Source organism: Brevundimonas sp. UBA7506, assembly GCF_002479495.1.
Lineage (GTDB): Bacteria > Pseudomonadota > Alphaproteobacteria > Caulobacterales > Caulobacteraceae > Brevundimonas.
This window is the reverse complement of sequence record NZ_DLNQ01000005.1, coordinates 419,356-442,326: the sequence shown is the minus strand read 5'-3', so window position 1 is coordinate 442,326 and position 22,971 is coordinate 419,356. Positions and strand designations below refer to the sequence as shown.

19 protein-coding genes are annotated in these 22,971 nt (G+C 65.8%); 11 read left to right on the top strand and 8 right to left on the bottom strand.

What is annotated here, in order from left to right:
- The first annotated feature begins 97 nt into the window (after positions 1-97).
- The 5 genes from B3K53_RS03935 to B3K53_RS03915 are packed head-to-tail and all read left to right on the top strand — an operon-like array spanning position 98 to position 4,148.
- Complete coding sequence (locus tag B3K53_RS03935; protein WP_292082790.1) at positions 98-919, top strand: septal ring lytic transglycosylase RlpA family protein; 822 nt, start codon at positions 98-100, stop codon at positions 917-919.
- Positions 920-956: 37 nt separating this feature from the next.
- The gene (gene tmk, locus B3K53_RS03930; protein WP_292082789.1) at positions 957-1,583 is read left to right on the top strand and encodes a dTMP kinase; all 627 of its coding nucleotides are present in this window, start codon (positions 957-959) and stop codon (positions 1,581-1,583) included.
- Positions 1,580-2,560, top strand: coding sequence for a DNA polymerase III subunit delta' (locus B3K53_RS03925; RefSeq protein ID WP_292082788.1), 981 nt, complete (start codon positions 1,580-1,582; stop codon positions 2,558-2,560). Before tmk ends, B3K53_RS03925 begins: the two co-directional genes overlap by 4 nt.
- On the top strand, positions 2,557-3,342 hold the full coding sequence (locus B3K53_RS03920; protein WP_292082787.1) for a TatD family hydrolase: 786 nt from the start codon (positions 2,557-2,559) through the stop codon (positions 3,340-3,342). The genes B3K53_RS03925 and B3K53_RS03920 overlap by 4 nt, the downstream gene beginning before the upstream one ends.
- Positions 3,339-4,148: an MBL fold metallo-hydrolase gene (locus B3K53_RS03915; RefSeq protein ID WP_292082786.1), complete on the top strand. Its 810-nt coding sequence runs from the start codon at positions 3,339-3,341 to the stop codon at positions 4,146-4,148. Before B3K53_RS03920 ends, B3K53_RS03915 begins: the two co-directional genes overlap by 4 nt.
- A gap of 7 nt (positions 4,149-4,155) precedes the next feature.
- On the opposite strand, the gene B3K53_RS03910 is transcribed toward B3K53_RS03915, so the two are convergent.
- Positions 4,156-4,854: a TetR/AcrR family transcriptional regulator gene (locus B3K53_RS03910; protein ID WP_292082785.1), complete on the bottom strand. Its 699-nt coding sequence runs from the start codon at positions 4,852-4,854 to the stop codon at positions 4,156-4,158.
- Positions 4,851-6,377 carry a carboxylesterase/lipase family protein gene (locus tag B3K53_RS03905; protein ID WP_292082784.1) on the bottom strand — a complete coding sequence of 509 codons (1,527 nt, stop codon included), beginning with the start codon at positions 6,375-6,377 and terminating at the stop codon, positions 4,851-4,853. Before B3K53_RS03905 ends, B3K53_RS03910 begins: the two co-directional genes overlap by 4 nt.
- Positions 6,378-6,571: 194 nt before the next feature.
- Here B3K53_RS03905 and B3K53_RS03900 point away from each other — a divergent pair, with 194 nt between their 5' ends.
- A complete protein-coding gene (locus B3K53_RS03900) occupies positions 6,572-8,806 on the top strand; it encodes a TonB-dependent receptor (RefSeq protein ID WP_292082783.1) in 2,235 nt (744 codons plus the stop codon).
- A 60-nt stretch (positions 8,807-8,866) separates the two neighbouring features.
- Here B3K53_RS03900 and B3K53_RS03895 read toward each other — a convergent pair whose 3' ends face one another.
- From B3K53_RS03895 to B3K53_RS03880, 4 genes are all read right to left on the bottom strand, one after another.
- Complete coding sequence (locus B3K53_RS03895) at positions 8,867-9,262, bottom strand: hypothetical protein (RefSeq protein WP_292082781.1); 396 nt, start codon at positions 9,260-9,262, stop codon at positions 8,867-8,869.
- Positions 9,263-9,979: 717 nt separating this feature from the next.
- On the bottom strand, positions 9,980-11,203 hold the full coding sequence (locus B3K53_RS03890; protein ID WP_292082780.1) for an SAM-dependent methyltransferase: 1,224 nt from the start codon (positions 11,201-11,203) through the stop codon (positions 9,980-9,982).
- 57 nt (positions 11,204-11,260) lie between these two features.
- On the bottom strand, positions 11,261-12,064 hold the full coding sequence (locus B3K53_RS03885) for a DUF1365 domain-containing protein (protein WP_292082779.1): 804 nt from the start codon (positions 12,062-12,064) through the stop codon (positions 11,261-11,263).
- Complete coding sequence (locus tag B3K53_RS03880) at positions 12,061-13,386, bottom strand: NAD(P)/FAD-dependent oxidoreductase (protein WP_292082778.1); 1,326 nt, start codon at positions 13,384-13,386, stop codon at positions 12,061-12,063. The genes B3K53_RS03885 and B3K53_RS03880 overlap by 4 nt, the downstream gene beginning before the upstream one ends.
- A gap of 162 nt (positions 13,387-13,548) precedes the next feature.
- On the opposite strand from B3K53_RS03880, the gene B3K53_RS03875 reads away from it, so the two are divergent.
- From B3K53_RS03875 to B3K53_RS03865, 3 genes are read left to right on the top strand one after another with little or no spacing between them, the layout of a single operon-like run.
- Entirely contained in the window at positions 13,549-14,127 is a 579-nt protein-coding gene (locus tag B3K53_RS03875) for a sigma-70 family RNA polymerase sigma factor (protein WP_292082777.1), read from the top strand.
- Positions 14,124-14,762 carry a ChrR family anti-sigma-E factor gene (locus B3K53_RS03870; RefSeq protein ID WP_292082776.1) on the top strand — a complete coding sequence of 213 codons (639 nt, stop codon included), beginning with the start codon at positions 14,124-14,126 and terminating at the stop codon, positions 14,760-14,762. The genes B3K53_RS03875 and B3K53_RS03870 overlap by 4 nt, the downstream gene beginning before the upstream one ends.
- On the top strand, positions 14,759-15,562 hold the full coding sequence (locus B3K53_RS03865; protein ID WP_292082775.1) for a DUF1295 domain-containing protein: 804 nt from the start codon (positions 14,759-14,761) through the stop codon (positions 15,560-15,562). Before B3K53_RS03870 ends, B3K53_RS03865 begins: the two co-directional genes overlap by 4 nt.
- Here B3K53_RS03865 and B3K53_RS03860 read toward each other — a convergent pair.
- Positions 15,559-15,966 (bottom strand): DUF2177 family protein, encoded by a 408-nt coding sequence (locus tag B3K53_RS03860; RefSeq protein ID WP_292082774.1) that lies wholly within the window; start codon positions 15,964-15,966, stop codon positions 15,559-15,561. The genes B3K53_RS03865 and B3K53_RS03860 overlap by 4 nt on opposite strands.
- Before the next feature lie 482 nt (positions 15,967-16,448).
- On the opposite strand from B3K53_RS03860, the gene B3K53_RS03855 reads away from it, so the two are divergent.
- Positions 16,449-18,665, top strand: coding sequence for a TonB-dependent hemoglobin/transferrin/lactoferrin family receptor (locus B3K53_RS03855; protein WP_292082773.1), 2,217 nt, complete (start codon positions 16,449-16,451; stop codon positions 18,663-18,665).
- A gap of 46 nt (positions 18,666-18,711) precedes the next feature.
- Positions 18,712-19,680 carry a DUF6607 family protein gene (locus B3K53_RS03850; RefSeq protein ID WP_292082772.1) on the top strand — a complete coding sequence of 323 codons (969 nt, stop codon included), beginning with the start codon at positions 18,712-18,714 and terminating at the stop codon, positions 19,678-19,680.
- 63 nt (positions 19,681-19,743) lie between these two features.
- Here B3K53_RS03850 and B3K53_RS03845 read toward each other — a convergent pair whose 3' ends face one another.
- The gene (locus B3K53_RS03845) at positions 19,744-22,962 is read right to left on the bottom strand and encodes an efflux RND transporter permease subunit (protein WP_292082771.1); all 3,219 of its coding nucleotides are present in this window, start codon (positions 22,960-22,962) and stop codon (positions 19,744-19,746) included.
- Positions 22,963-22,971: the final 9 nt, after the last annotated feature.

Here is a 22,971-nt window from a genome sequence, read left to right as displayed (position 1 = left end):
CCGCGGCGTGGGAACGCATAGTCCCAAAGCCCTCATTAACCAAACCGGAAACCTGGTGAGCGATGATCACTTCGAGTGAGCAGGAGTGCGTACGGCCATGTTGGCGAAAATGCTGAAGGGCGCAGTGGTCGCCGCCGCCTTTTCCACACTGGCCGCTTGCGCCAGTTTCGGGGGCGGACGGGACGCCCCGCTGCGTCCGCCGGTCGTGACCGATCCCGCGCCGATCGTGTCCGGCACCATGCGGCCCTATCAGATCCGCGGTCGCTGGTATCGGCCCGCCGAGCAGCCGCACTATGATGAGGTCGGGCAGGCGTCCTGGTACGGATCACAGCATCACGGCCGCCCAACCTCGACCGGCGAGCGGTTCGACATGAACGCCCTGACGGCGGCGCATAAGACCCTGCCTTTGCCAAGCCTGGTGGAGGTGACCAATCGCGCCAATGGCCGCAGAGTCATCCTGCGCGTCAATGATCGCGGGCCGTTCGTGGACAGTCGGATCATCGATTTGTCGCGGGCGGCCGCCGAGGAGTTGGGGCTGCTGTCGCAAGGCGTCGGCGAGGTGCGGGTGCGCTATGTCGGGCGGGCGCCGCGAACGGGCGGCGGCATGGCGATGCAGCGCGCGGAAACGACCCCCGCCGCTCGGCCCACGCCCTATAGTCCGCCGACTACGCCAATCCCCGCGGTATCCGAGGCAGCGACCTATTGGGTTCAGGCCGGCGCCTTTTCGGATCGTCGCGCGGCCAAACGAATCGCTGACCGGTTGGGCGAGCGAGCCTCCGTTCAAGACATCCGCAGCGACGGACGGTCGCTGTTTCGGGTGATCGTCGGTCCATGGCCGGACGCCAATGCGGCCGAACAGGCCCGTCAGGCGGTCATCGCACGCGGGTTTGGCGACGCCCTGTTGATATCAGGCGGTTAAGGCTTGCCTGACGCGCCGGGCTCGCCATTGTGCGCGGGTGCAGCGCGGTAAGTTCATCACATTCGAAGGCGGCGAGGGGGCCGGCAAGACCACGCAGGCGCGCCTGCTGGTCGAGCACCTGCGCTCGCTCGGGATCGACGTCATCCAGACACGTGAGCCGGGCGGTTCGCCGGGCGCCGAGGTCATCCGCAACATTGTCGTGGCCGGAGACGCCGAGCGCTGGTCGCCACGCACCGAGACCCTGCTGATGTACGCTGCGCGCTCGGATCATCTGGAGCGCACCATTCGGCCAGCTCTGGACGCCGGCAAATGGGTGGTCTGCGACCGCTTCGCCGACTCCAGCCGCGTCTATCAGGGCGCGGGCGGCGGCGCGCCGGAAAGCCTGATCGAGGCCCTGGACGCTGCCATCGTGGCCGAGGACCAGCCGGATCTGACCCTGGTGTTCGACCTGCCGGTCGAGGTCGGGCTGGAGCGCGCCTTTGGGCGCGGCCTGTTCGAGACCCGGTTCGAGTCCAAGGGACTGGCCTTCCATCAGAAGCTGCGTGAGGGCTTCCTCGGCGTGGCGCGTCGTCACCCGGAACGCTGCGTCGTGATCGACGCCACCGGCGAGCTTGAGGCCGTTTCAGAACGTCTGCGGAGCGCCGTCGCCGAGCGGTTGCTGTGAGCGAACATCCACGCGACCGGTTCGATCTGGTCCCGGACGTCGCCGCCGAGGAAGCCTTTCTGGACGCTCTTAACCGGGGACGTCTGCATCACGCCTGGCTGCTGTGCGGCGTCGAGGGCAGCGGTAAGGCGACCTTCGCCTATCGCGCCGCGCGCCGCCTGCTGGGCGCCGCGCCCGACCCGTCGCGCGGGCCGCTGGGCGCCGCGCCCTATGATCCGGTCAGCCAACTGGTTACGGCGCAGTCCCATCCCGATCTGCTGGTGATGGAACGGCTGGTCGAGGGCGGCAAGCAGAAGAAGACCATCTCGGTCGATCAAGCGCGCGATCTGCCGGGTTTCTTCGCCAAGAGCCCGTCCCAGGCCGACTATCGCGTGGCGATCATCGACGCGGCCGATGACCTGAATATCAACGCCGCCAATGCCTTGCTGAAGATTCTTGAGGAGCCGCCTGAGCGGGGCGTCTTGCTGCTGGTGACTCATGCACCGGGTCGGCTGCTGGCCACGATCCGCTCGCGTTGCCGCCGCCTCAGCTTCCCGATCTGGACCCCGGACCAGTTGGAAAGCCTGGTGCGCAACCGCACGGGCGCCGATCCCGACGACGCGCGACTGGCCGCCGACATGGCTGGCGGATCGCCGGGCGCGGCTCTGGCCCTGTCGTCCGGCGCCATGCAAGAAGTCGACGCCCTCGCGCGCAGCTGGGTGCTGGGCGATGCCGTTGATCGCGCTGAGCAGCTGGCTGTCGCCGACGGGTTTCGCGGCGCCGAAGGTCAGGCGCGGTTCGAGGCGCTGATGGACCGTCTGATCGCGGCGGTGAAGACCCGGGCGCTGGAGGCGCCGGCCGGGCAGGGGGCGCGCTGGGCTGAACTGTGGACCCGTCTGGCCGAGCTGCCGGACCGCACGGCGGCCATCAACCTGGACCGGGCCGACGTTCTGGCCGGCGCCCTGGCCGATATCGCCCGCACCAAGGCTCTGAGATGATCATCGACAGTCACGTCAACCTGCACGCTCCTCAGTTCGATGATGATCGCGACGAAGTCATCGCCCGCGCCCGCGAGGCCGGGGTGCGTCTGATGGTCGAGATTTCGGACAAGCTTTCGACCTTTGAGGCCACGCACGCCCTGGCCATGGCCCACGACGACATCTGGTGCACCGTCGGTGCCCATCCGCATGAGGCCAAGGACCATGTCGAGCTGACGGTCGATGAACTGGTCGCCCTGGCCAAGCGCCCGCGTGTCATCGGCATCGGCGAGTGCGGCCTGGACTTCCACTACGACCTCAGCCCGCGCGATGAGCAGGCGGCGGTCTTCCGTCAGCACATCGACGCCGCACGCCGCACCGGCCTACCGCTGGTGGTTCACACCCGCGAAGCCGACGAGGTCATGGCCGCGATCCTGCGCGAGGAACACGCCAAGGGCCCATTCAAGCTGCTGATGCACTGCTATACCAGCGGCATCGAACTTGCTGAAACCGCGGCGGAACTCGGCGCGTGGTTTTCCGTTTCCGGCATCGCTACCTTCAAGGCGGCGGAGGACGTGCGCGAGGTCATTCGCCGGATGCCCGAGGACCGGATCATCGTCGAAACCGACTGCCCCTATCTGGCGCCGATCCCGCATCGCGGACGCCGCAATGAACCGGCCTATGTCGGTCTGGTGCTAAAGAAGCTGGCCGAGATCCGGGGATGGTCGCTCGAAGAAGCCGACCGGCGCACAACCGACGCCTTCTTCGCCCTGTTCGACCGCATACCTCGGCCCGCCGAATGACCGGGGCGGGCGAGCTGGAGATCGTCATCCTCGGGTGCGGATCGTCCGGCGGCGTGCCGCGCGGCGATGGCGACTGGGGCGACTGTGATCCGGGCGAGCCCAGGAACCGGCGGACCCGCTGTTCCATGCTGGCGCGGCGTCATGGCCCGAATGGGACCACCAGCGTCCTGATCGACACCTCTCCCGACCTGCGGCAACAGGCCCTGGCCGCCGAGATCCGCCACGTTGATGCAGTCCTCTACACCCACGACCACGCCGACCAGACGCACGGCATCGATGATCTGCGGGTCTTCGCCATCCATGCGCGGCGACGCATCCAGGCCTGGATGGACCCGGCGACCCATCACGCGCTGGCCAAACGCTTCGACTATATTTTCGAGAGCCATCACGCCTATCCGGCCATACTTGAGGCGCAGCGCATTCCGCCTCATGGCGAGGCCTGGCGTGTGGACGGCGCGGGCGGCCAGATCCCTGTCGTGACCTTCGATCAGGCGCACGGGCCGATCCGCTCGGTGGGCTACCGCCTTGGACCGGTCGCCTATTCCAGCGATGTGTCTGATCTGGACGAGGCGGCGCTGGAGGCGGTGCGCGGCGCCGACCTCTGGATCATTGACGCTCTACGCTACTCGCCCCATCCGACCCACGCTCATGTCGACAAGGCTCTGGACTGGATCGCACGGGCGGATGTCGGGCGGGCGGTTCTGACGAACCTCCACATCGATCTGGATTACAATCGCTTGTCGGCGCTTCTTCCCGATCATGTCGAGGTCGCCTTCGACGGCTGGAACTGCTGCTTCCCGATGTGAATCGGGCTCAAGCGCGGCGGATGGCTTCGAATCCGCCGGTGAAGACGGCTTCCATGGCGTCGCAGATTGCGGCCATTTCCGAGGACTTGCACAGGCCGCCTGACAGGACGTCGATACGGCCGGTCTGAGCCAGCGACAAGGTCAGCGACCCCGACAGCAGGTGATAGAACCAGTAGATCTGGCGTGGCGGAGTTTCTGGCGCGATGCGCTTCAGAACGCCGATGAAGCGGTCGATCACCGGGTCGAAATGCTGGTGCATGGTGTCGCCGCCCCAGACCGGAGTGTTGTTCACCTGAGCGACCAAGGCCGCGTAGTTCAGCCAGGCTTTGTCGCCATCGTCGAAAAGCTCGAACAGCGGACGCAGGAAGGCGTCGATGGCCCCGCGCACGGTCATGGCGTCGCCGTGCTTGGCCTCGTACTGGTCCAGGCTGTCGAGACGCAGCTTGTTCACCACCTCTGCGCGACGGCCGAAGACGGTCGAGAACAGCCGATTCTTGTCGTCGAAATAATAGTGCAGCAAGGCCGTATCAACGCCCGCCTCCTTGGCGACGGCCTTCAGGGTGACACCGTGTAGGCCCTCGCGTGCGAACAGAGCTTCGGCCACATCGAGGATGCGGGTCGTCGTCTCCTCGCGGCGCTGGGCCTTGGGTTTGGGCGGGGCCTTGGCTTTCGCCTTGGCGCGCGGCTTGGTCACGGTGGCGGTCATCGCGCGACTTTAGCCGAGAACAGGGTTCGCAGGCGATCCCGCGCCCGCAGCAGCAGGATCAGCAGTCCGCCTTTGCGGCCATGATGATCCAGCGCCGCCTTCCACCAGCCGTACTTCACCTCGCCGCCGGGCGTGTCGTTGAACACCATCCAGGCGTCGTCAGCGGGGACATAGGCGGGCCAGTCGGCGCCCGGCGCGCCGGTCCGGGCGAAATCGACCCATCGCTTGTGCATGGCGGCGCTGATCGCGCGGTCGGCCGGTGTCGCGGATGGCGCACCGTCGGGACGGTGATCCAGGGTCTCGAAGACGTGGAAAATTTCGGCGGCGTGGGCGGCGCGAGGCATGGCTTCACGCCGTGCTTCCTCCACATAGTCAAAGGCGTAGAGCCAGGCCTTCGAGCGACGCGGCCGCGATGCGATCCAGCGCGCCGGGGCAGCGAAGGCGAAGTCGCGGAAGCCGAGGCGGATCAGTTGCTCTTCGTCGCCGTTCGCCTGCGGGTAGAGGCGGGCCAGCGCCGCGTTCGGCTTGATCAACTGGCCGAAGCGTTTCAGGCCGCCGCCGTAGTTGAGCAGGGAATCCTCGCCGCTGTTGACCCCGATCATCAACGGCACGTCGGTGAAGTCGCCGCGCGCGAAGGCGCTGATCGGGTCGCGGTCCAGCAGGCGACCGTCGATGACGGGTCCGAAGGCCCCCTCTACGTTCGTCAGTCGCTCGTACGCGACAGCGCGCAGGGCAGAGGCGTCAGGCAGGGCCAGGCCGAGCGCCGTCGCAGCGGCCACGCCGCGTTCCTGCGCGGTTTTCAGCGGCGTGGCGGGCAGCCAGCCGCCGCCGGACTGGACAATCGCCTTGTGGAACAGGCCGCGCGCCCGCTTGGCCGTCATCAGGGCCAGGATGTCGAGGCCCCCGGCGGACTCTCCGAACAGGGTGATGCTGGCGGGATCGCCGCCGAAGGCGCTGATATGATCCCGCACCCATTCCAGAGCGGCGATCTGATCCAGAAGGGCCTGATTGCCCAGCGGTTCGTCATGCGCTGCTTCCTCCGTCAGGGCCGGATGGGCGAAGAAGCCGAGCTGGCCCAGGCGATAGTTGACGCTGACCAGGACCACTCCGTCGCGGGCGAAGGCGGCGCCGTCATAGAAGGGCAGGGAGCCGGCTCCCATCCGGTTCGACCCGCCGTGCAGCCAGACCATGACCGGCGCGGGAGCGACGGCTTCGGCGGGCGCCCAGACATTCAGCGTTAGGCAGTCTTCACCGATCGGTTCCGGCGCGCCGCCGATGGATACGATGTCGGCCACGTCAGCCGGACCGGCCTGAGGCGCGGAGAGGCCGAACTCCGCCGCTTCGCGTACACCGTCCCAGGCAGGGAAGGGCTGCGGCGCCTTCCAGCGCAACTTGCCGACAGGCGCGGCAGCGTAGGGCACGCCGCGAAACACATTGGCCGGGCCCTCGCGACGGCCGCGCAGATCACCGGACGGAGTGTGCGCGACGGGCGACGTCGCGGATCGGTTGAGCTGATCCATCATTCTTCCTCCAGGCGCGATCTTCGCCGCACTCGTTCATTTGAGAATGAACAACGCTCGCTCGACTGTCGAGCCGTCGCGTGAAACTTCATTCATGCAAGAATGAATGATGTTGACAGCGAGGCTGTTCGCGGACCACCGTCGGACCAACACAGATCAGCGGCGATCAAACGACCGCGCGTGGAGAGGAAACGAGAATGCGAACGACAGGACAGTTGCGTCTGGCGCTGATGAGCAGCGTCTTCATCACGGCCTCGATTTGCGCGGCGCCGAGCTTCGCCCAGCAGGCGACGGAGACCGAGCAGGCCTCCAGTGTCGATGACATCGTCGTCACCGCCCGTCGCCGTGAGGAGAGCCTGAAGGACGTGCCGGTCGCCGTCACCGCCGTCAGCAGCGAGCGTCTGGAACAGACAGGCGCCGCCGACATCACCACCTTGCAGCAGCAGACCCCGAACGCCACGGTCCAGATCGCGCGCGGCACCAACTCGACCCTGACCAGCTTCATCCGCGGCGTCGGCCAGCAGGACCCCCTGTGGGGCTTCGAGCCCGGCGTCGGCCTCTATGTTGACGACGTCTATGTGGCCCGTCCGCAGGGTGCGGTGCTGGATATTTTCGATATCGAGCGACTGGAGGTTCTGCGCGGACCGCAAGGCACCCTCTATGGCCGCAACACCATCGGCGGCGCGATCAAATACGTCACCAAGCGCCTGGGCCAGGATCCGGAACTGACGCTCAAAGGCGCCTACGGCAGCTATAACCAGGTTGATCTGATCGCCTCGGGCTCGGCGCCCCTGACCGACACCCTCCGCATCGGCGGCGCGGTTGCCCGCTACACCCGCGACGGCTACGGCACGAACCTGACCACGGGCGCCGAACACTACAACAAGGATGTCACGGCGGGCCGCCTCAGCGTCGAATGGACCCCGACCGACGACCTCTTCTTCCGTCTGGCGGGCGATATCACCGAGGACGAGTCCAACGCTCGGCACGGCTATCGCCTCAAGGCGCCGACGACCGACGGCATCTATGACACCCGCGCCGGCATCGGCGACGACGGCTATGTCCGCACCCGTGGTCTGTCCTTCACCGGCGAGTGGAACGTCAACGACGCCCTGACCTTCAAGTCGGTCACGGCCTGGCGCGACGGCGACACCAAGGGCGACGGCATCGACTTTGACGGTTTGCCGCAGCCGATCCTCGACATACCTGGCTACTACGCCGACAGCCAGTTCACTCAGGAATTCCAGCTGCTGTTCGAAGGCGAGCGTTGGCAGGGCGTGGCGGGCCTCTTCTATATGGACGCCTCGGCCGAGGGCGCGTTCGACACCGTCATCGGTCTCTATCCCAGCATGGGGCCGGGGCTGCCGGCGGGCCTGACGACCTTCACCGGAGGCAAGGTGGACACCGAGAGCTTCGCCGTCTTCGCCGACTTCAGCTACGACCTGACAGACCAACTGTCGCTGTCGGTCGGCGGCCGCTGGACCCAGGACAAGAAGAGCGTCGACCAGCTCCGCCAGAACTATCTGGGCATCAAGAGCCCGTTCTTCGGCAACAGCGCGGCCATCCCGGCGGGCCGTCCCTCGACCGACTACACCAACTCGGACACCTATTCGGAGTTCACGCCCCGGATCAGCGCTAGCTACAAGTTCACGCCGGAACTGACGGGCTACGCCTCCTACGGTCGCGGCTTCAAGTCGGGCGGCTTCGACATGCGCGGCGACGCCTCCCTCTATCCCGAGACGATCAACGGCTATCAGCCGGAACTGGTCGACACCTACGAGGTCGGCCTGAAGGGCTCGCTGCTGGACCGGCGGATCAACTTCGCCACGGCCCTGTTCAAGTCGGAATACACCGACCAGCAGATCACCTCGCAGTTCTTCATTCCGCCCGCTTCGGTCGTCAGCTTCGTCGACAACGCGGGCTCCAGCGAGATCTGGGGTTGGGAGCTGGAGGCCAGCGCACGGATCACCGACAGCTTCATCCCGCGCCTGACGCTCGGCTACCTGGACGCCAAGTTCAATGAGTTCGTCACCTTCAACCCGCTGACCGGCAAGCGGGAGAACATGGCCGACCAGCGCCACTTCCAGAACACGCCGGATTGGACCGCCAATATCGCGCTGCCCTACAGCGTCGATCTGGGCGATCTCGGCTCGGTCATCTTCACGCCGATGGCCTCCTATCGCGGCGCGACCCAGATGTTCGAGACGCCGATCCCGCTGCTCGATCAGGGATCTTACTGGCTGTACGATGCCACCCTGATGTGGACCGCACCGGATGCCCGCTATCGAGTCAGCCTGGCAGGCCGGAACCTGGGCGACGAACGCTATCGCGCAGGCGGCTATAACTTCCCGGGCGCCATTACCGGGGATTCCGTCATCGGCTTCTATGGCGCGCCGCGCACCGTGACCTTGAGCGTGACGGCGAACTTCTAGGATTAGACGCCCTGTCCCTCCTCCAAAGCCATGGGGCTTGGGGGAGGGGCTCTTCCCCGGCTAGTCGTCAGCGCCGTCAACCGCGCTGGTGACCAGGTCACGCCAGGTAGGATCGGTGTCGTCCACCAGGTCGACGTCGTCCATTAAGGCCACAGCCGTGCTTCCATCCGGCAGGATCAGACCCAGCACTTCCATGGTTTCGCCGTCGGATCCAACATGGGCTTCGGCCTGAACGACAATCGCCGCCTGTTCGCCGTCATCTTCCCACCAGATAATCGGTTGGGGCAGCTCCATTTCGATCACCCACGACTCGTCCGTGTCACCCAAGGCGAAGATCGCCCTGTGAGCCTGCACGTCGTCGAGGGTGGCCACAGCGCCGGTAAAGGTCTTCAGTCGCGCCCAGTCATCGACATCGAATCCTTCGCCATCGTCGTGCTCCATAAGATCTTCAGTCATTTGCGTTTTCGCGGGTTGCTTCGATCATGTCAGGGTCTAGCGCCTGTGAGCACCGAGGCAAGTGTTCAGGCAACTGTGAGCGCTCCTAGATCCTCGGACTCCAAGTGATTGAATCCTAGAGAGCTGCTGGTTCTTGGTTTCTTGGAATCCGGGGCGCGGTCTAGCAGACGCCCATGCCGGTCTCAGGCCTAAGACGTAGAGCGAAGCGATCGATAAAGAGTGCTGCGCGATACGCCTAAGGTCGCCGCGATCTCAGCCATGGTCTGATTATCGGCATCTGTTCGCGATCGAAAACGACGCTGTCCATATCAGCGTGAATGTGCCGGTTCGGTTTGCTTCTTCAGTTCGTGACGCCGCGCTTCATCGCCGCGTGACACCAAACGAGCTAATTTTTACCGCTGTCAGCCACGAGTTGGAGATGGCCAGGGACAGCGCTGCGTAGAGCCTCTTTCGGAGAATCTCATCAATGCGGCACCGGGAATCTCGCCAATCAGGAACCAAACAGCCAATTTGGTCCGGAGTCTCAAGAATGAGGAACTCTGACAACACCTGTGAGCGCTAAGATATATTTTCGCATAATATATCTTAGGCGATAAATCGACATAGCGCCACTTGGCGGTTTTGTGACTGATTGAATATGTTGCGAACCCAGCGTCGGCGGCATTTTTGGTGTGCGCACAGGTGCTCGCGCTGGATGACGCCGGGCCGACGAGGTCATCAGGCGCGCTGCAGCGCCATCTGGATCACATCGGTACGACCCGAGCGGAAACCGGCCTCGCAATACGCGAGATAGAAGCGCCAGAGGCGACGGAATCGTTCGTCGAAGCTCGCCTCGGTCCTGACAATTTCGCCCCAGGCGCTTTCAAAGCGTCGCGTCCATTCGGCGAGAGTTTCGGCATAGTCGCCGCCGAAACGTACGATCCCCGCCTCGACCAGGCCCGCGCTGGAGATGTCGGGCGCCATCCGCGCTTCGGACGGCAGGCAGCCTCCGGGAAAGACATACTTCTGAATGAAGTCCGTGCGGGCGTCGTATTCGTCGAACAGGTCGTCCTGAATGGTGATGATCTGCAGGCCCGCCCGCCCGTCGGGCGTCAGGACGTCGTGCAGCTTCTGGAAGTAGGTGGGCCAGTATTCGCGCCCCACCGCCTCGAACATCTCGATCGAGGCGACGCGGTCGAAGCGCCCCTCGACGTCGCGATAGTCGATCAGGCGGATATCGGCGCGTTCGGCCAGCCCCGCCTCGAACAGACGACGGCGTGCATAGTCATGCTGTTCGCGCGAGATAGTGACGCCGGTGACCATGGCCCCGATCTCGCGCGCCGCGAACTCGGCGAACCCGCCCCAGCCGCAGCCGATCTCCAGCACGCGATGCCCCGGCCGCAGGTCCATCATCCGCGCCAGAGAAGCATACTTGGCGCGCTGGGCGTCCTGAAGCCCCTGCCCCGCCGTTTCGAACCGCGCCGAGGAATAGGTCATCGAGGGATCCAGCCAGGCTCCGTAGAAGGCGTTGCCAAGGTCGTAGTGGGCGTGGATGTTGCGTCGTGACCCGCGCCGGCTGTTGCGGTTCAACCGATGCCCGACCCAGTGGACCAGGTTCATCAGCGGATTGCCGTCGAACAGACGCCGGATGTGTTCGTAGTTATTGACCAGGGTTTCTAGCAGGAGAGCCAGATCCGGCGTGTCCCACTCGCCCGCCATATAGCCCTCTGCAAAGCCTATATCCCCGCTCTTCAGCACGCGTGCGGCGAAGCGAGGATCGCGGATGTTGAGGATGGCGGCCTTGCCGGGTGTCTGACCGGTCAACTGATGAAGGCGGCCATCGGGCAGGACCAAGGTAAGACGCCCCCAGGTCCAGTTGGCGGACAGAAGCCGCAGAAGCAAGCTGAAGACCGGAGACACGGCCCGCCCACCGTTCTGATCGCCGCAATAGGTGGTGGTCATGACGTCAGGCGCCCTTCGCAAGAGAGGCGGGCGAACGTGGCCCGATGTTTACAGAGGTCAACGCGCCAGACGGCTTTCACGCGCCCTGTGCTGGATCGTCACAGGATCGCGGGCTGGCGGCGGTTGGCGGGTCAGACGCACGCCCTTGATCCAGAGCTTCAGCGCCTCCCAGTGAATTGCGGCCATGACTTTGAGGGTCATCAGAGGCAGGGCCAGGACGGCCGCCCCCAAAGTCTTGTCGTCCAGCGGGCGACGTTCGGCGGACATGGCGGCGGTGATCAACACGCCCTCGGCGTCCACGCCGTCGATTGTCAGGTCCAAATGGGCGCCGGGCGCATGACCGCGAAAGGCGTAGTCCATCTCCATGCCCATGAAGGGCGAAACATAGAGAGCCTTGGCCGCGCCCTGTCGGATCAAGCCGGCCGCCTGATCCTCGCGCGGCACGGGAATGACGTAGGCGTGTCGCACGCCGAATGTGCTGGTCACCTCATAGACCATGGCCGCCAGCCGGCCGTCGGGGTGATGACAATAGTAGAGACTGATCGGATTGAAGACGTAGCCCAGCACCCGCGGCATGGTCAGCAGGCGAATCGGGCCGTCGCCAATGTCGATCCCCGCACGAACGAGAAAGTCCTCGATCTGCGGGCGCAGCGGCGCGCCCGAGCCGTCACCGTGGTCCCGGTCGTGGACGGACAGCAGATTGAAACGATTGCGCGAGAAAAAGCGCATCCGCCGGTCCAGCTCGTCGATCTCGGTCAGATCGAGCAGCAGCCAGAAGACGCGATAGTGCAATCGATGCGCCCTGGGGCGCAGCCGCCGGTGCATGACCTCGCCACGATAGAGGGCCGAGGCCTGGGTCACGCCGCCTTCTCCATCGCGCAGGCGGCGGCCGTCGACAGATGGATGCGCCCGCTCTCGTTCTCGACCGACCAGGGGCGCCGAACGCCGCCCAGTTGCTCCGCCACAGCCAGGCCTGCCTGCAGGCCGTCCTCATGGAAGCCTGCGCCGAAGTGAGCGCCGCAGAACCACACGCCCCCCTGCCCCTGCAGGCTCCACAGCTGCTTCTGGGCATGGATGGCGGCTGGGCTAAAGATCGGATGTTCGTAAAGTTCGCTGCGCAACAGGGTATCGGGCTTGGGCGGACGCGGAGGGTTCAGTGTGACGAACAAATCCTGGCCCGGCAGGCCCTGAAGCTTGTTCATCCAATAGGTGACGCACAGGCCCTCCTCGGCCCCGATATAGTTCCAACTGGCCCAGGCCCGGCGACGTTGCGGCATCAGGCCAGCGTCCGTGTGCAGCACTGTCAGGTTGCGGCTGTAGCGGAAGGCGCCCAGCACCTCCTTTTCCCGCGCGGTCGGCTCGGCCAGCATGGCCAGGGCCTGATCGGCATGGGCGCCGATCACCACATGGTCGAAGCGCTCGACCCGGTTCTGGCTGTCGTGGACCATGACGCCCTGATCCGTGCGGCGCACCGCCGTCACGCCATGATTCAGCCGCACGTCGCCGATCTCGCGCGCCAGACGCTCGACATAGACGCGGCTGCCGCCCTCGACGGTGCGCCACGACGGACGCCCGACCAGCTTCAGCAGACCGTGGTTGCCGCAGAACCGGATGAAGGCCTCGGCTGGATAGTCCATCAGGGTATGGGCTGGCGAGGACCAGATCGCCGCCGCCATCGGCAGCAGGTGATCGTCGCGGAAAGCCTCGCTGAAGCCCTCGCGCGTCAGATACTCGCCCAGCGTCAGGTTGGGATCGGTCAAGCCGCCCAGGTCGATCGGGGCCTCGCGATAAAAGCGCAAAATCTCGCCTAGCATGGACCAGAAGCGCGGCCGCAGGAGATTGCGGCGCTGAGCGAACAGGCCGGGCGCCGCATATTCGAACCGGCCGTCGTCCAGCGACACGGCGAAGGACATATCCGTCTTGCTGGTCGGGACTTCCAGATGAGCGAAAAGGGCGATCAGATTGGGATAGGTGGCGTCGTTGAAGCAGATGAAGCCCGTATCCACTGCCGTCTCTCCGGTCGCGGTCCCGGCGATCACGGTGTTGGAATGGCCTCCGAGGCGATCCGCCTTTTCGTAGAGCGTCACCGTATGACTCTGCGACAGAAGCCAGGCCGAAGACAGGGCTGCGACGCCCGACCCGACCACGGCGATCTTCAGCGGGCGATCGAAGGAATGCGGCATGACGGCTCCGAAACACGCCTGCCGTGGCTTTGCAGGCTGACCGGATTACGCACCCAGGTCGCGATCGGATTACGAATGATCCAGACTTTTTCCCGAAGCGTATTAGGCTCCATGCATGTCGAGGCCGCCCCATTCACACCTTCAGCCAGGACCTCGTGCGGCATGACCGCCGACGGCCCCACACCGGACCCCTTTGCGCACGACCGCTTGATCGAGGCGGTGGCCTTACGGCGTGATCGGGAGGCCTTCGCCGAGCTGTTCAGCTATTATGCGCCCCGCCTGAAGGCCTGGCTGATCAAGTCGGGCGCCACTGCAGCCGCGGCAGAAGATTTCGCCCAGGACGCCATGCTGACGGTCTGGCGCAAAGCCGATCTGTTCGACGCCCGCAAGGCTCGGGCCGCGACATGGATCTTCACCATCGCCCGCAACCGCCGGCTCGATATGCTGCGTCGCGACGCGCGCCCTCTCCCCGCTCCGGAGATCGACCTCTCCGACGCCGGGGTGCAGCGCCCGGACGACATCCTGTCCGCCTCCCAGGATGCCGAACGCGTCCGAAGCGCCTTGTCCCGTCTCAAACCTGATCAGGTCGAGGTATTGCGCCTCGCCTTCTTCATGGACAGCCCCCATTCCGAAATCGCCCGGCGGCTCGACCTGCCTCTGGGCACGGTCAAATCCCGCATCCGCAACGCCATGAGCAAGCTCCGCCTGATCCTCGAACCGTCCGAGGAAGCCACCCGATGAACCCTAGTCGCAATCCTTCTGAGGAACGCCTTCTCGCCTATGCCGCCGGAACGCTCAGTCCGCCCGAGGCTGTCGTCGTCGCCGCCCACCTGGCCCTGCGCCCGGCCAACGACGCCTGGGTGCGCCGACTTCAGGCGGTCGGCGGCGAGTTTCTGGAGGAGACCGCACCGAGCGCACTGTCCGACGACGCTCTCTCGAGGGCCATGGCGCTCATCGAGACCGACGCCGGTGAGGTCAGGGTTCCAGCGCCGCTGAACGACATGCCCGAACTGCCCGAGCCGCTGCGGCGCTACGCGCTCGGCCCCTGGCGCTGGATCGGTCCGGGCATCCGGGTCCGCGACGTCCACGCGCCGCGCGACGGCGCCTGCCGGGTCATACTGCTGAAGATCGATCCCGGTCGCGAGACGCCGCGTCATACGCACGGCGGCGTTGAGCTGACCTGCGTCATCTCGGGCGCCTACGCCACCGAGACCGAACGGTTCGACGTCGGCGATCTGGAAGAAGCCGACGATGACGTCATGCACCAGCCTCGCGTGGTGTCGGACACTCCCTGCCTTTGCGTCGTCGCCCTGGACGGCGAGATCCAATTGGACGGCTGGCTGGGCCGTCTGATGCAGCCTTTCGTAAGACTGTGATCCCATTGCTAGCGCTCTGGGGCACGGCGACGCTCTTTCTCGCCGTCGTCATGAGCGCGGCCTGGGTGGTTCAGCGCCGCACGGGACAAGGTGGATGGGCTGACGCCTTCTGGTCCTTCGGCCTGGGGTTGGCCGGCGTCGGCGTGGCCCTGTTCCCGCTGGACGGGTCGTCCCCATCCGCGCGGCAATGGCTGGTGGCCGTTCTGATCGGATTATGGGGTCTTCGGCTTGGTCTTCACATCGCCCATCGGGCCGCGCGCGAAGCCGAGGACCCACGCTACGCCCGGCTGCGTGTGGAATGGGGCCAAGGCTTCCAGGCGAAGATGTTCGGCTTCCTGATGCTTCAGGCCGGCGCCGCCGCCTTTCTGGCGCTCAGCGTGCTGGCGGCGGCGCGCAATCCAACGCCGGGATTGACGTTGCAGGACGGCGCGGCCGCCTTGCTGTTCGTATCAGCCCTGATCGGAGAAGCCGTCGCCGATCGACAACTCGCCGCCTTCAAAGCCGATCCCGCCCACAGGGGACAAGTCTGCGATACCGGCCTGTGGGCCTGGTCGAGGCATCCCAACTACTTCTTCGAATGGCTGGGGTGGTGCGCCTGGCCCGTATTCGCGATCAGTTTCAGCAGCCCCTGGCCTTGGGGTTGGCTGGCCCTGACCGGTCCGGCCTACATCTACTGGCTTCTGAACCATGTGTCGGGCGTTCCCTTGCTGGAGGCCCATATGCGCCGGTCGCGCCCAGAGGCCTTCGCCGCCTACGCCGCGCGCACCAGCCGCTTTTTCATTCGCCCGCCAAAGCGCTAGATGGCGCGCAGCAGCCGCATGGCGAGCGCGCACGCCATCGCCGACGAACCGGCGCTGACGCAAACGCCCCAGGCCATGTCAATCAGCGACAGCTTCAGGCTCCAGGTCTTCAAAGTGGCCAGATTCGTCAGGTCATAGGTGCCATAGGCGAACAGGCCGAACAGCCCGCCCCAGAGCAGCGCCTTCTTCCACCCGCCGTCCGCCAGTCCCGGCAGGACGGCGAAGATCGTCAGTCCTGCGGCGTAGAGGGCGTAAAAGGCGACAGCGGGCGCCAGTCTGAAGTTCTCCGCCAGCATCGAGCCGATCAGCGGGCGGTAAAGCCGGTCACCCATGCTTCCCAGCCAGGCCGTGTCGATCACGGCGAAGACGACCAGGGTCAGAAGGTAGGCGATTGCTATGTTCATGGCGTAATCCTGTCGGCATTCTCGCGAAATACGTTCGCTACGATCAAACGGATCGTTCGCCGTTCCAGACGGCTGATATGCGCCGTCAGCGGACATGCCATCGCCGTCGGTGACCGGGCCTCCACCCCGCCCAATACCGCAAGGCATCGACGATGATCTGGAAGGCGCGCAGCTTCTGCCTGCGGCTTGCCGTCCCGCCCTGATCCACGTGGGCATCCGAGCAAGGCTTAGGCGGATGTGAACCTGATGGTGGCTTTACGTGCGTGACGTTCGAGGGACGGCCGCCTCGCTGCGCAGCCGGGCCTACGCATCGCGGACATGGCGGTCGCGGGGTCGGGATCAGTGGCAGTTTGGTCGCCCAAGTCGCCCTCAACCGCATCGGTCCGGGGCGTCGAGCTAAGTCTCATCTGCAGAATTATTGCGGTTGATTCTGATAATCGTTCGCAGTAATTGCGCAGCCCTCTCCAACCGGGGCTGTAACCATGCGCTCGCTTCTGATGTTCTCCGCCGGGCTGACCGCCCTTTCGGCCGCCGCCTTCCCCGCCATGGCGGAAGAGGTGGTCGACCTTCAGAAGGCTGTGCCGATCGCGCCTGTCACGGTTGTCGGGACCCGCACCCAGCGTCGGATGGACGATGTGCCGGCCAGCGTCAGCGTCATCACGGCTGAGACCATCGAGAATAATCTGGTCACCGACATCAAGGACCTGATCCGGTTCGAGCCGGGCGTCAGCGTCCCGACCAGTCCGGCCCGCTTCTCCGCCGCACTGTCGGGAGCCGGTCGCGACGGGAACTCAGGCTTCACCATTCGCGGAATGGGCGGCAACCGCGTCCTGATCATTCAGGACGGCGTGCGCGTGCCGGACGGCTTCGCCTTCGGCGCCCAGGCGGTCGGTCGCGGCGGTTATAACGACCTGGACCTGGTCAAGTCGGTCGAGATCCTGCGCGGACCGGCCTCAGCCCTCTACGGCTCGGACGGCATCGCCGGCGCGGTCAGCTTCACCTCCAAGGACCCGGCCGACTTCATCAATAGCGGCGAGAACTTCGGTGCTCGCGCCCGCGTCGGTTACAACTCGGCTGACGACGGCTGGACCGAGGGTCTGGCCCTGGCCGGCCGCACCGGCGCCCTGTCTGGCCTGCTGGCCTACACCCGTCGCGACGCCCATGAGACCGAGAACATGGCCGAGGTCGGCGGCACGGGCTCGGCGCGCACCCAGCCCAACCCCCAGGAATTCGCCTCGAACGCCATCCTGGGCAAGCTGGTCTGGGACGCCAACGCCAACCACACCGTCCGCTTGACCTATGATCACTTCGATCAGGAGATGGATGGCGAGGCGCTGAGCAGCTATTCAGCCACCGTCATCGGCCTGACGGCCCACGACGAGACCCAGCGCGATCGCGTCAGCGTCGATTGGCGTTTCAATGATGTCTTCGGCTTGGATGACGGCTCGGTCGCCGCCTACTGGCAGGACGCCACGACACGTCAGTTCACCTATGAGGACCGTACGCCTGCGGTCGACCGCACCCGCGACGTCACCTTCGACAACAGCGTCTGGGGCATGGCCGCGCAGGGGTCCAGGACCTTCGGCGGCGAGACGATCCAGCACCGCGTCACCGTCGGCGGCGACTGGTCGCGCACCACTCAGGAAGGCCTCCGCGACGGCACGGTGCCGCCGATGGGCGAGCCCTTCCCCGCCCGCCCCTTCCCCAAGACGGAATACGATCTGGCCGGCCTGTTCATTCAGGACGAGATCGAGCTGCTGGGCGGCCGTCTCAGCATCATCCCGGCGCTGCGCTACGACTGGTACGAACTGACGCCCAAGGCTGACGCCCTTTTCCCGGCTCCCTCGGCGAGCCAGAGCGACAGCCATCTGTCGCCCAAGATCGGCGCCATCTACTGGATCGACGACCACTTCAGCGTCTTCGCCAACTACGCCCAGGGCTTCAAGGCGCCCTCGCCGATGCAGGTGAACAACTTCTTCGCCAACCCGGTCTTCGGTTACGAGTCCATCCCGAACCCGGACCTGACGCCGGAAACCAGCGAGAGCATTGAAGGCGGCTTCCGCTTCCGCAACCTCGACATGTTCGGCGGCAACCTGTCGCTGTCGACCACGGCCTTCCACACAAACTACGACGACTTCATCAATCAGATCGTCGTGCGCGGGACGGGCGTGCCGGGCGTCGATCCGTTGATCTACCAATACGTCAACCTGACCGAAGTGAAGATCTGGGGTCTGGAAGCGCGTGGCGACATCCGCTGGGACAACGGTTTCTCGGCCATCGTCGCCGCCTCGTTCGCCGACGGCGATCAGGAGACGGACGGCGCCAAGGGCAAGCTGACCAGCATCGATCCGGTCAAGGTCGTGGGCGGCCTGAACTACGCCGCGCCGTCGGGCGTCTGGGGCGGTTCGGCCACCGTCACCTGGTCGGGCAAGAAGGACCGCGCCGGCTGCGGCGGCGGCAACTGCTGGCAGGGCGAGGAATTCGCCATCCTCGACCTGACCGCCTTCTGGAATGTGACTGAGAAGGCCACGCTGCGCGCCGGGGTCTTCAACGCCCTGGACGAGACCTACGCATGGTGGAGCGACGTGCGCGGCCTGTCGCGCGGCGGCACGCTCACGGCCCCGACCGACCCGGCCACCCTGCCCGCCTTCACCCAGCCCGGCCGCAACTTCGGCGTCTCGCTGAACGTCCGCTACTGAGACCCGGGCTCCGAAAATGCGAACGAACGTCACCAAGGAAAACTCCATGCGCGCCCTATTGATCGCCGCCGCCCTCCTGACGGGCGCTGCGCCCGCCGCGACCGCACTGGCCCAGACCGCCGCGAGCGCCACCGCGCCGGCCAACTCGTTCGAACGGGATCGCCAGTCGATCCTGGCGCAGGCCGGTCAGTACCGCGTCCACTTCGACATGCGCGAGAACGTCAGCTTCCGCCCCGACTACGACCCGATGGAAGGCAAGCTGTCAGGCGGCAGCGAAATTGTGCGCGTCGTCTATGACAAGGGCGACCGCATCAGCCTGCAGCATATCCTGGTCATGGAACATGAGGGTCAGGCCATCGTCATCAAGCACTGGCGTCAGGACTGGGTCTATCAGCCGGAAGCCGTCCTTACCTACGCCGGACCGAACCGGTGGACTCTGATGGCGGTGTCAGCTCAAGAGCGAGCTGGCGCCTGGTCGCAGACCGTGTGGCAGACCGACGACTCGCCCCGCTATGGCGGCGTCGGCCGCTGGACCTACGGCAACGGCATGAAGGTCTGGACCTCTGAGCCGACCTGGCGACCGCTGGCGCGGCGGGATGCGGTGCTGAACCCGATCTACGACCGCTATCTCGGGACCAACCGCCACGCCCTGACCCCGAACGGCTGGGTGCACATCCAGGACAACATGAAGATGTCGGGCCGCGCCGGCGGCGAGCCGATCGCCATCGTGCAGGAAGACGTCGTCAACACTTACGACCGGTCCACCAGCTACTCGCCCAAGGCTGGCGACGACTACTGGGCGGCGACGAAGGACTACTGGGCCGCTGTCCGCGACGCCTGGGACGCCGTCATCGCCCGCAACAACGGCGTCTACATCGAGGAAGAAGCCCAGACCGGCGTCGTCACCGGCCCTCCGTTGATGGACCTGGCCCAGAAGATCCAGGACGGCGAAATCACCAGCACAGTCGCCATCGCCGAGGCGCGCACCATCATCGAGACCGCCACGCGACGCTGACACCGCGTAGGCGAGGAAGAAGCCCCTCTGATTGCCGGTCAGGGGGGCTTCTGTCGTCTGGAGCTAGTCGTCCATCCTGTCGCTTCGACGCTTTGCCGCCCGGGCGGCGAAGGTCGGCAGGACCAGAAGGGTCAGGGCCGTGGCGGTCAGCAGGCCGCCGATAACCACGGTGGCCAAGGGCTTTTGGACCTCGGCCCCTGCCCCTTGCGCCAGCGCCATCGGAATGAAGCCGACGATGGCCACCAGGGCTGTGGTCAAGACGGCCCTGAGACGGCTGGACGCCCCCTCGATAGCCGCTACGACGGGCTCGAGGCCCGCCTGCAACCGCTCGCGGATCGCCTGCATCAGCACCAGACCGTTCAGGGTCGCGACGCCCGACACGGCGATGAAGCCGACCGACGCCGAGACCGAAAACGGCATCCCCCTCAGCAGCAGGGCCAAGGCCCCGCCGACCAGGGCCAGAGGCACGCAGGCGAAGACCAGGCCCGCCTCGGTGAGCGACCCCAGCGCCATGAACAGCAGAACGCCGATCATGACGAAGACGATGGGAATGACCAGGCCCAGGCGTTGCTCAGCCCGTTTCAGGTTCTCGAACTGCCCGCCCCAATCCAGACGATAGCCGACCGGAAGGGCGACGTCGGCGACCGACCTTTGCGCGTCGGCGACGAAGCCGCCCAGATCGCGGCCGCGCACATTGGCCTGGACCACCATGCGCCGACTGCCGTTTTCGCGACTGATCTGGTTCGGACCCTCGGCGGTATGGATGCGCGCCACCGAGGACAGGGGCACGACGACGCCGGTCGATGAGACGATCGGCAGGGCGGCCAGGGTGGCTGGATCGTTTCGCACGTCGTCAGGCAGGCGCACGACGACGTCAAAGCGACGGTCGCCTTCGAAGATGCGCCCGGCCTCGGCGCCGCCGACGGCGGTGGAAACCGCCTCTGAGACATCCGCCGCCGACAGACCATAGTTGGCCGCCGCGAAGCGATCGACGCTGATGGTCAGGGTCGGCAGGCCGGACGCCTGCTCCACCCGCACATCGGAGGCCCCCGGCGTGGCCCGCAGCTTGGCGGCGACAGCTTCCGCCGTCTTCTGCAGGGTGTCGAAGTCGTCGCCATAGACCATGACAGCAAGGTCGGTGCGGACCCCTGAGATCAGTTCGTTGAAGCGCAGCTCGATCGGCTGGCTGAACTCGAGGCTGTTGCCGATCTGCTGGCTGGCGACCTGTTCGATGCAGGCGATCAGGTCTTCCTTCGACAGCTTGGGATCGGGCCAGTCCTTGCGGTCCTTGAGGATGATGACCGCATCCGAGATGTTGGCGGGCATAGGGTCGACCGCCGCCTCCGCGGTGCCGGTGCGCGAAAAGACGGTCTCGACCTCGGGCTGGGCCTTAATGGTGCGTTCCAGGGCCATCTGCATGGCCAGCGACTGCTCCAACGAGGCGGACGGCACGCGCAGCGCCTGCATGGCGATGTCGCCCTCGTCCAGGGTCGGAATGAACTCCCGGCCCAGGCTGATGAAGGAGACGGCGCCGACGGCCGTCGTCGCCAGAGCGGCGATCAGCACCATCTTGGGGCGGGCCACCGCCGCGCCAATGGCGGGCTGTATCCAGCGTCGAGCGAAGCGCAGAACCCGTGTCTCATGTTCCTCGACCTGACCGTCCGCGCCCAGATGAACCGTCTTGGGCTCGCGCACGAACAGGGCCGCCATGGCCGGGACGAAGGTGAAGGAGAAGATGAAGGCGCCGATCAGGGCCAGCATGACCGTCGCCCCCATCGGTACAAAGGTCTTGCCTTCCACCCCTTCCAGCATCAGCAGCGGCGTGAAGACCAGCAGGATGATCAACTGACCGAATGCGGCAGGCTTGACCATTTTGCGCGCCGCCTGAACCGCCACGCCGAGACGCTCGCTACGGGTCAGCATCCGTCCCAGCTCGGCCCGTTTCCGGGTCAGCATCAGCAGGGAGTTCTCGATCACCACCACGCCGCCGTCGACCATCAGACCGAAGTCGAGCGCGCCCAGGCTCATCAGGTTTCCGCTGATGCCGAACCGGTTCATGCCTATGACGGCGAACAGGAAGGACAGCGGGATCATCAGCGCCGTGATCCCCGCCGCCCGAAAATTTCCGAGCAGCAGGAACAGCACGAGGATGACGAACAGCGCCCCTTCGATCAGGTTGCGCGCCACGGTCGATATGGTCGAGTTGACCAGATCGCTGCGGTTCAGAACCGGAGTCGCGACGACGCCCGGCGGCAGAGACGCACCGACCTTTTCCAACTGCTTGGCCGCCGCTTGAGCCACGGTCCGGCTGTTCTCACCGGCCAGCATCAAGGCAGTGCCGAGGACGGCTTCGTGGCCGTCGCGGCTGGCGCCGCCCAGACGCGGCGCCTGGCCGATCTCGACAGTGGCCACGTCGGCGACGCGAACGACCAGACCGCCACGATTGACGACCGGCGCCTGGGCCAGATCCTCGACCGTCGCGGCCAGGGCGTCGGCGCGCACCACCAGGGCCTCCCCTGCCCGCTGGACATAGCCGGCCCCGGCCTGGGTGTTGGCGCGCTCCAGCGCCAGCACCAGATCATTCAGGCCCAGACCGTAGCGGGTCAGGGCCGCCGCGTCGGGCCGCACCGCGTATTCCTTCACATAGCCGCCGTTCACGTCGATTCCGGCCAGACCGGGCGCGGTGCGCATCTGCGGGGCGATGATCCAGTCCTGGACTGTGCGCAGATAGGTAGCGCGTTGTTGCGGGGTGGTCAGCCGCTCGCCTTGGGGCGTCAGATAGGCGCCGTCAGACTGCCAGCCCGGCTTGCCGGTGGCGACCGTGGTCTTGGGGCTGAAGGGGACATAGTCGACGGTCCACATCTGCACCTCGCCCAGACCCGTCGTGATCGGCGACAAGGCTGGCTCGACGCCTTCGGGCAGACTGTCCGACGCCTGCCGCATCCGCTCAGCGACCTGCTGGCGAGCGAAATAGATGTCAGTCTGGTCGGTGAAGACGACCGTGATCTGGCTGAAACCGTTGCGCGAGAGCGAGCGGGTGCTGACCAGGCCGGGAATGCCCGACATGGCTGTTTCGAGCGGATAGGTGACCTGTCTTTCGATCTGTTCGGGCGCCAGAGCGGGCGCGACGGTCGTGATCTGAACCTGTCGGTTGGTGATGTCAGGAACGGCGTCGATCGGCAGTTTGGTCAGTTCGAACAGGCCCAGCGCGGCGATGAGCGCCACGACCAGGACGACGAACCCGCGAAAGCGGACAGACGCCTCAATGATAGCTTTGAACATATCCGTCGC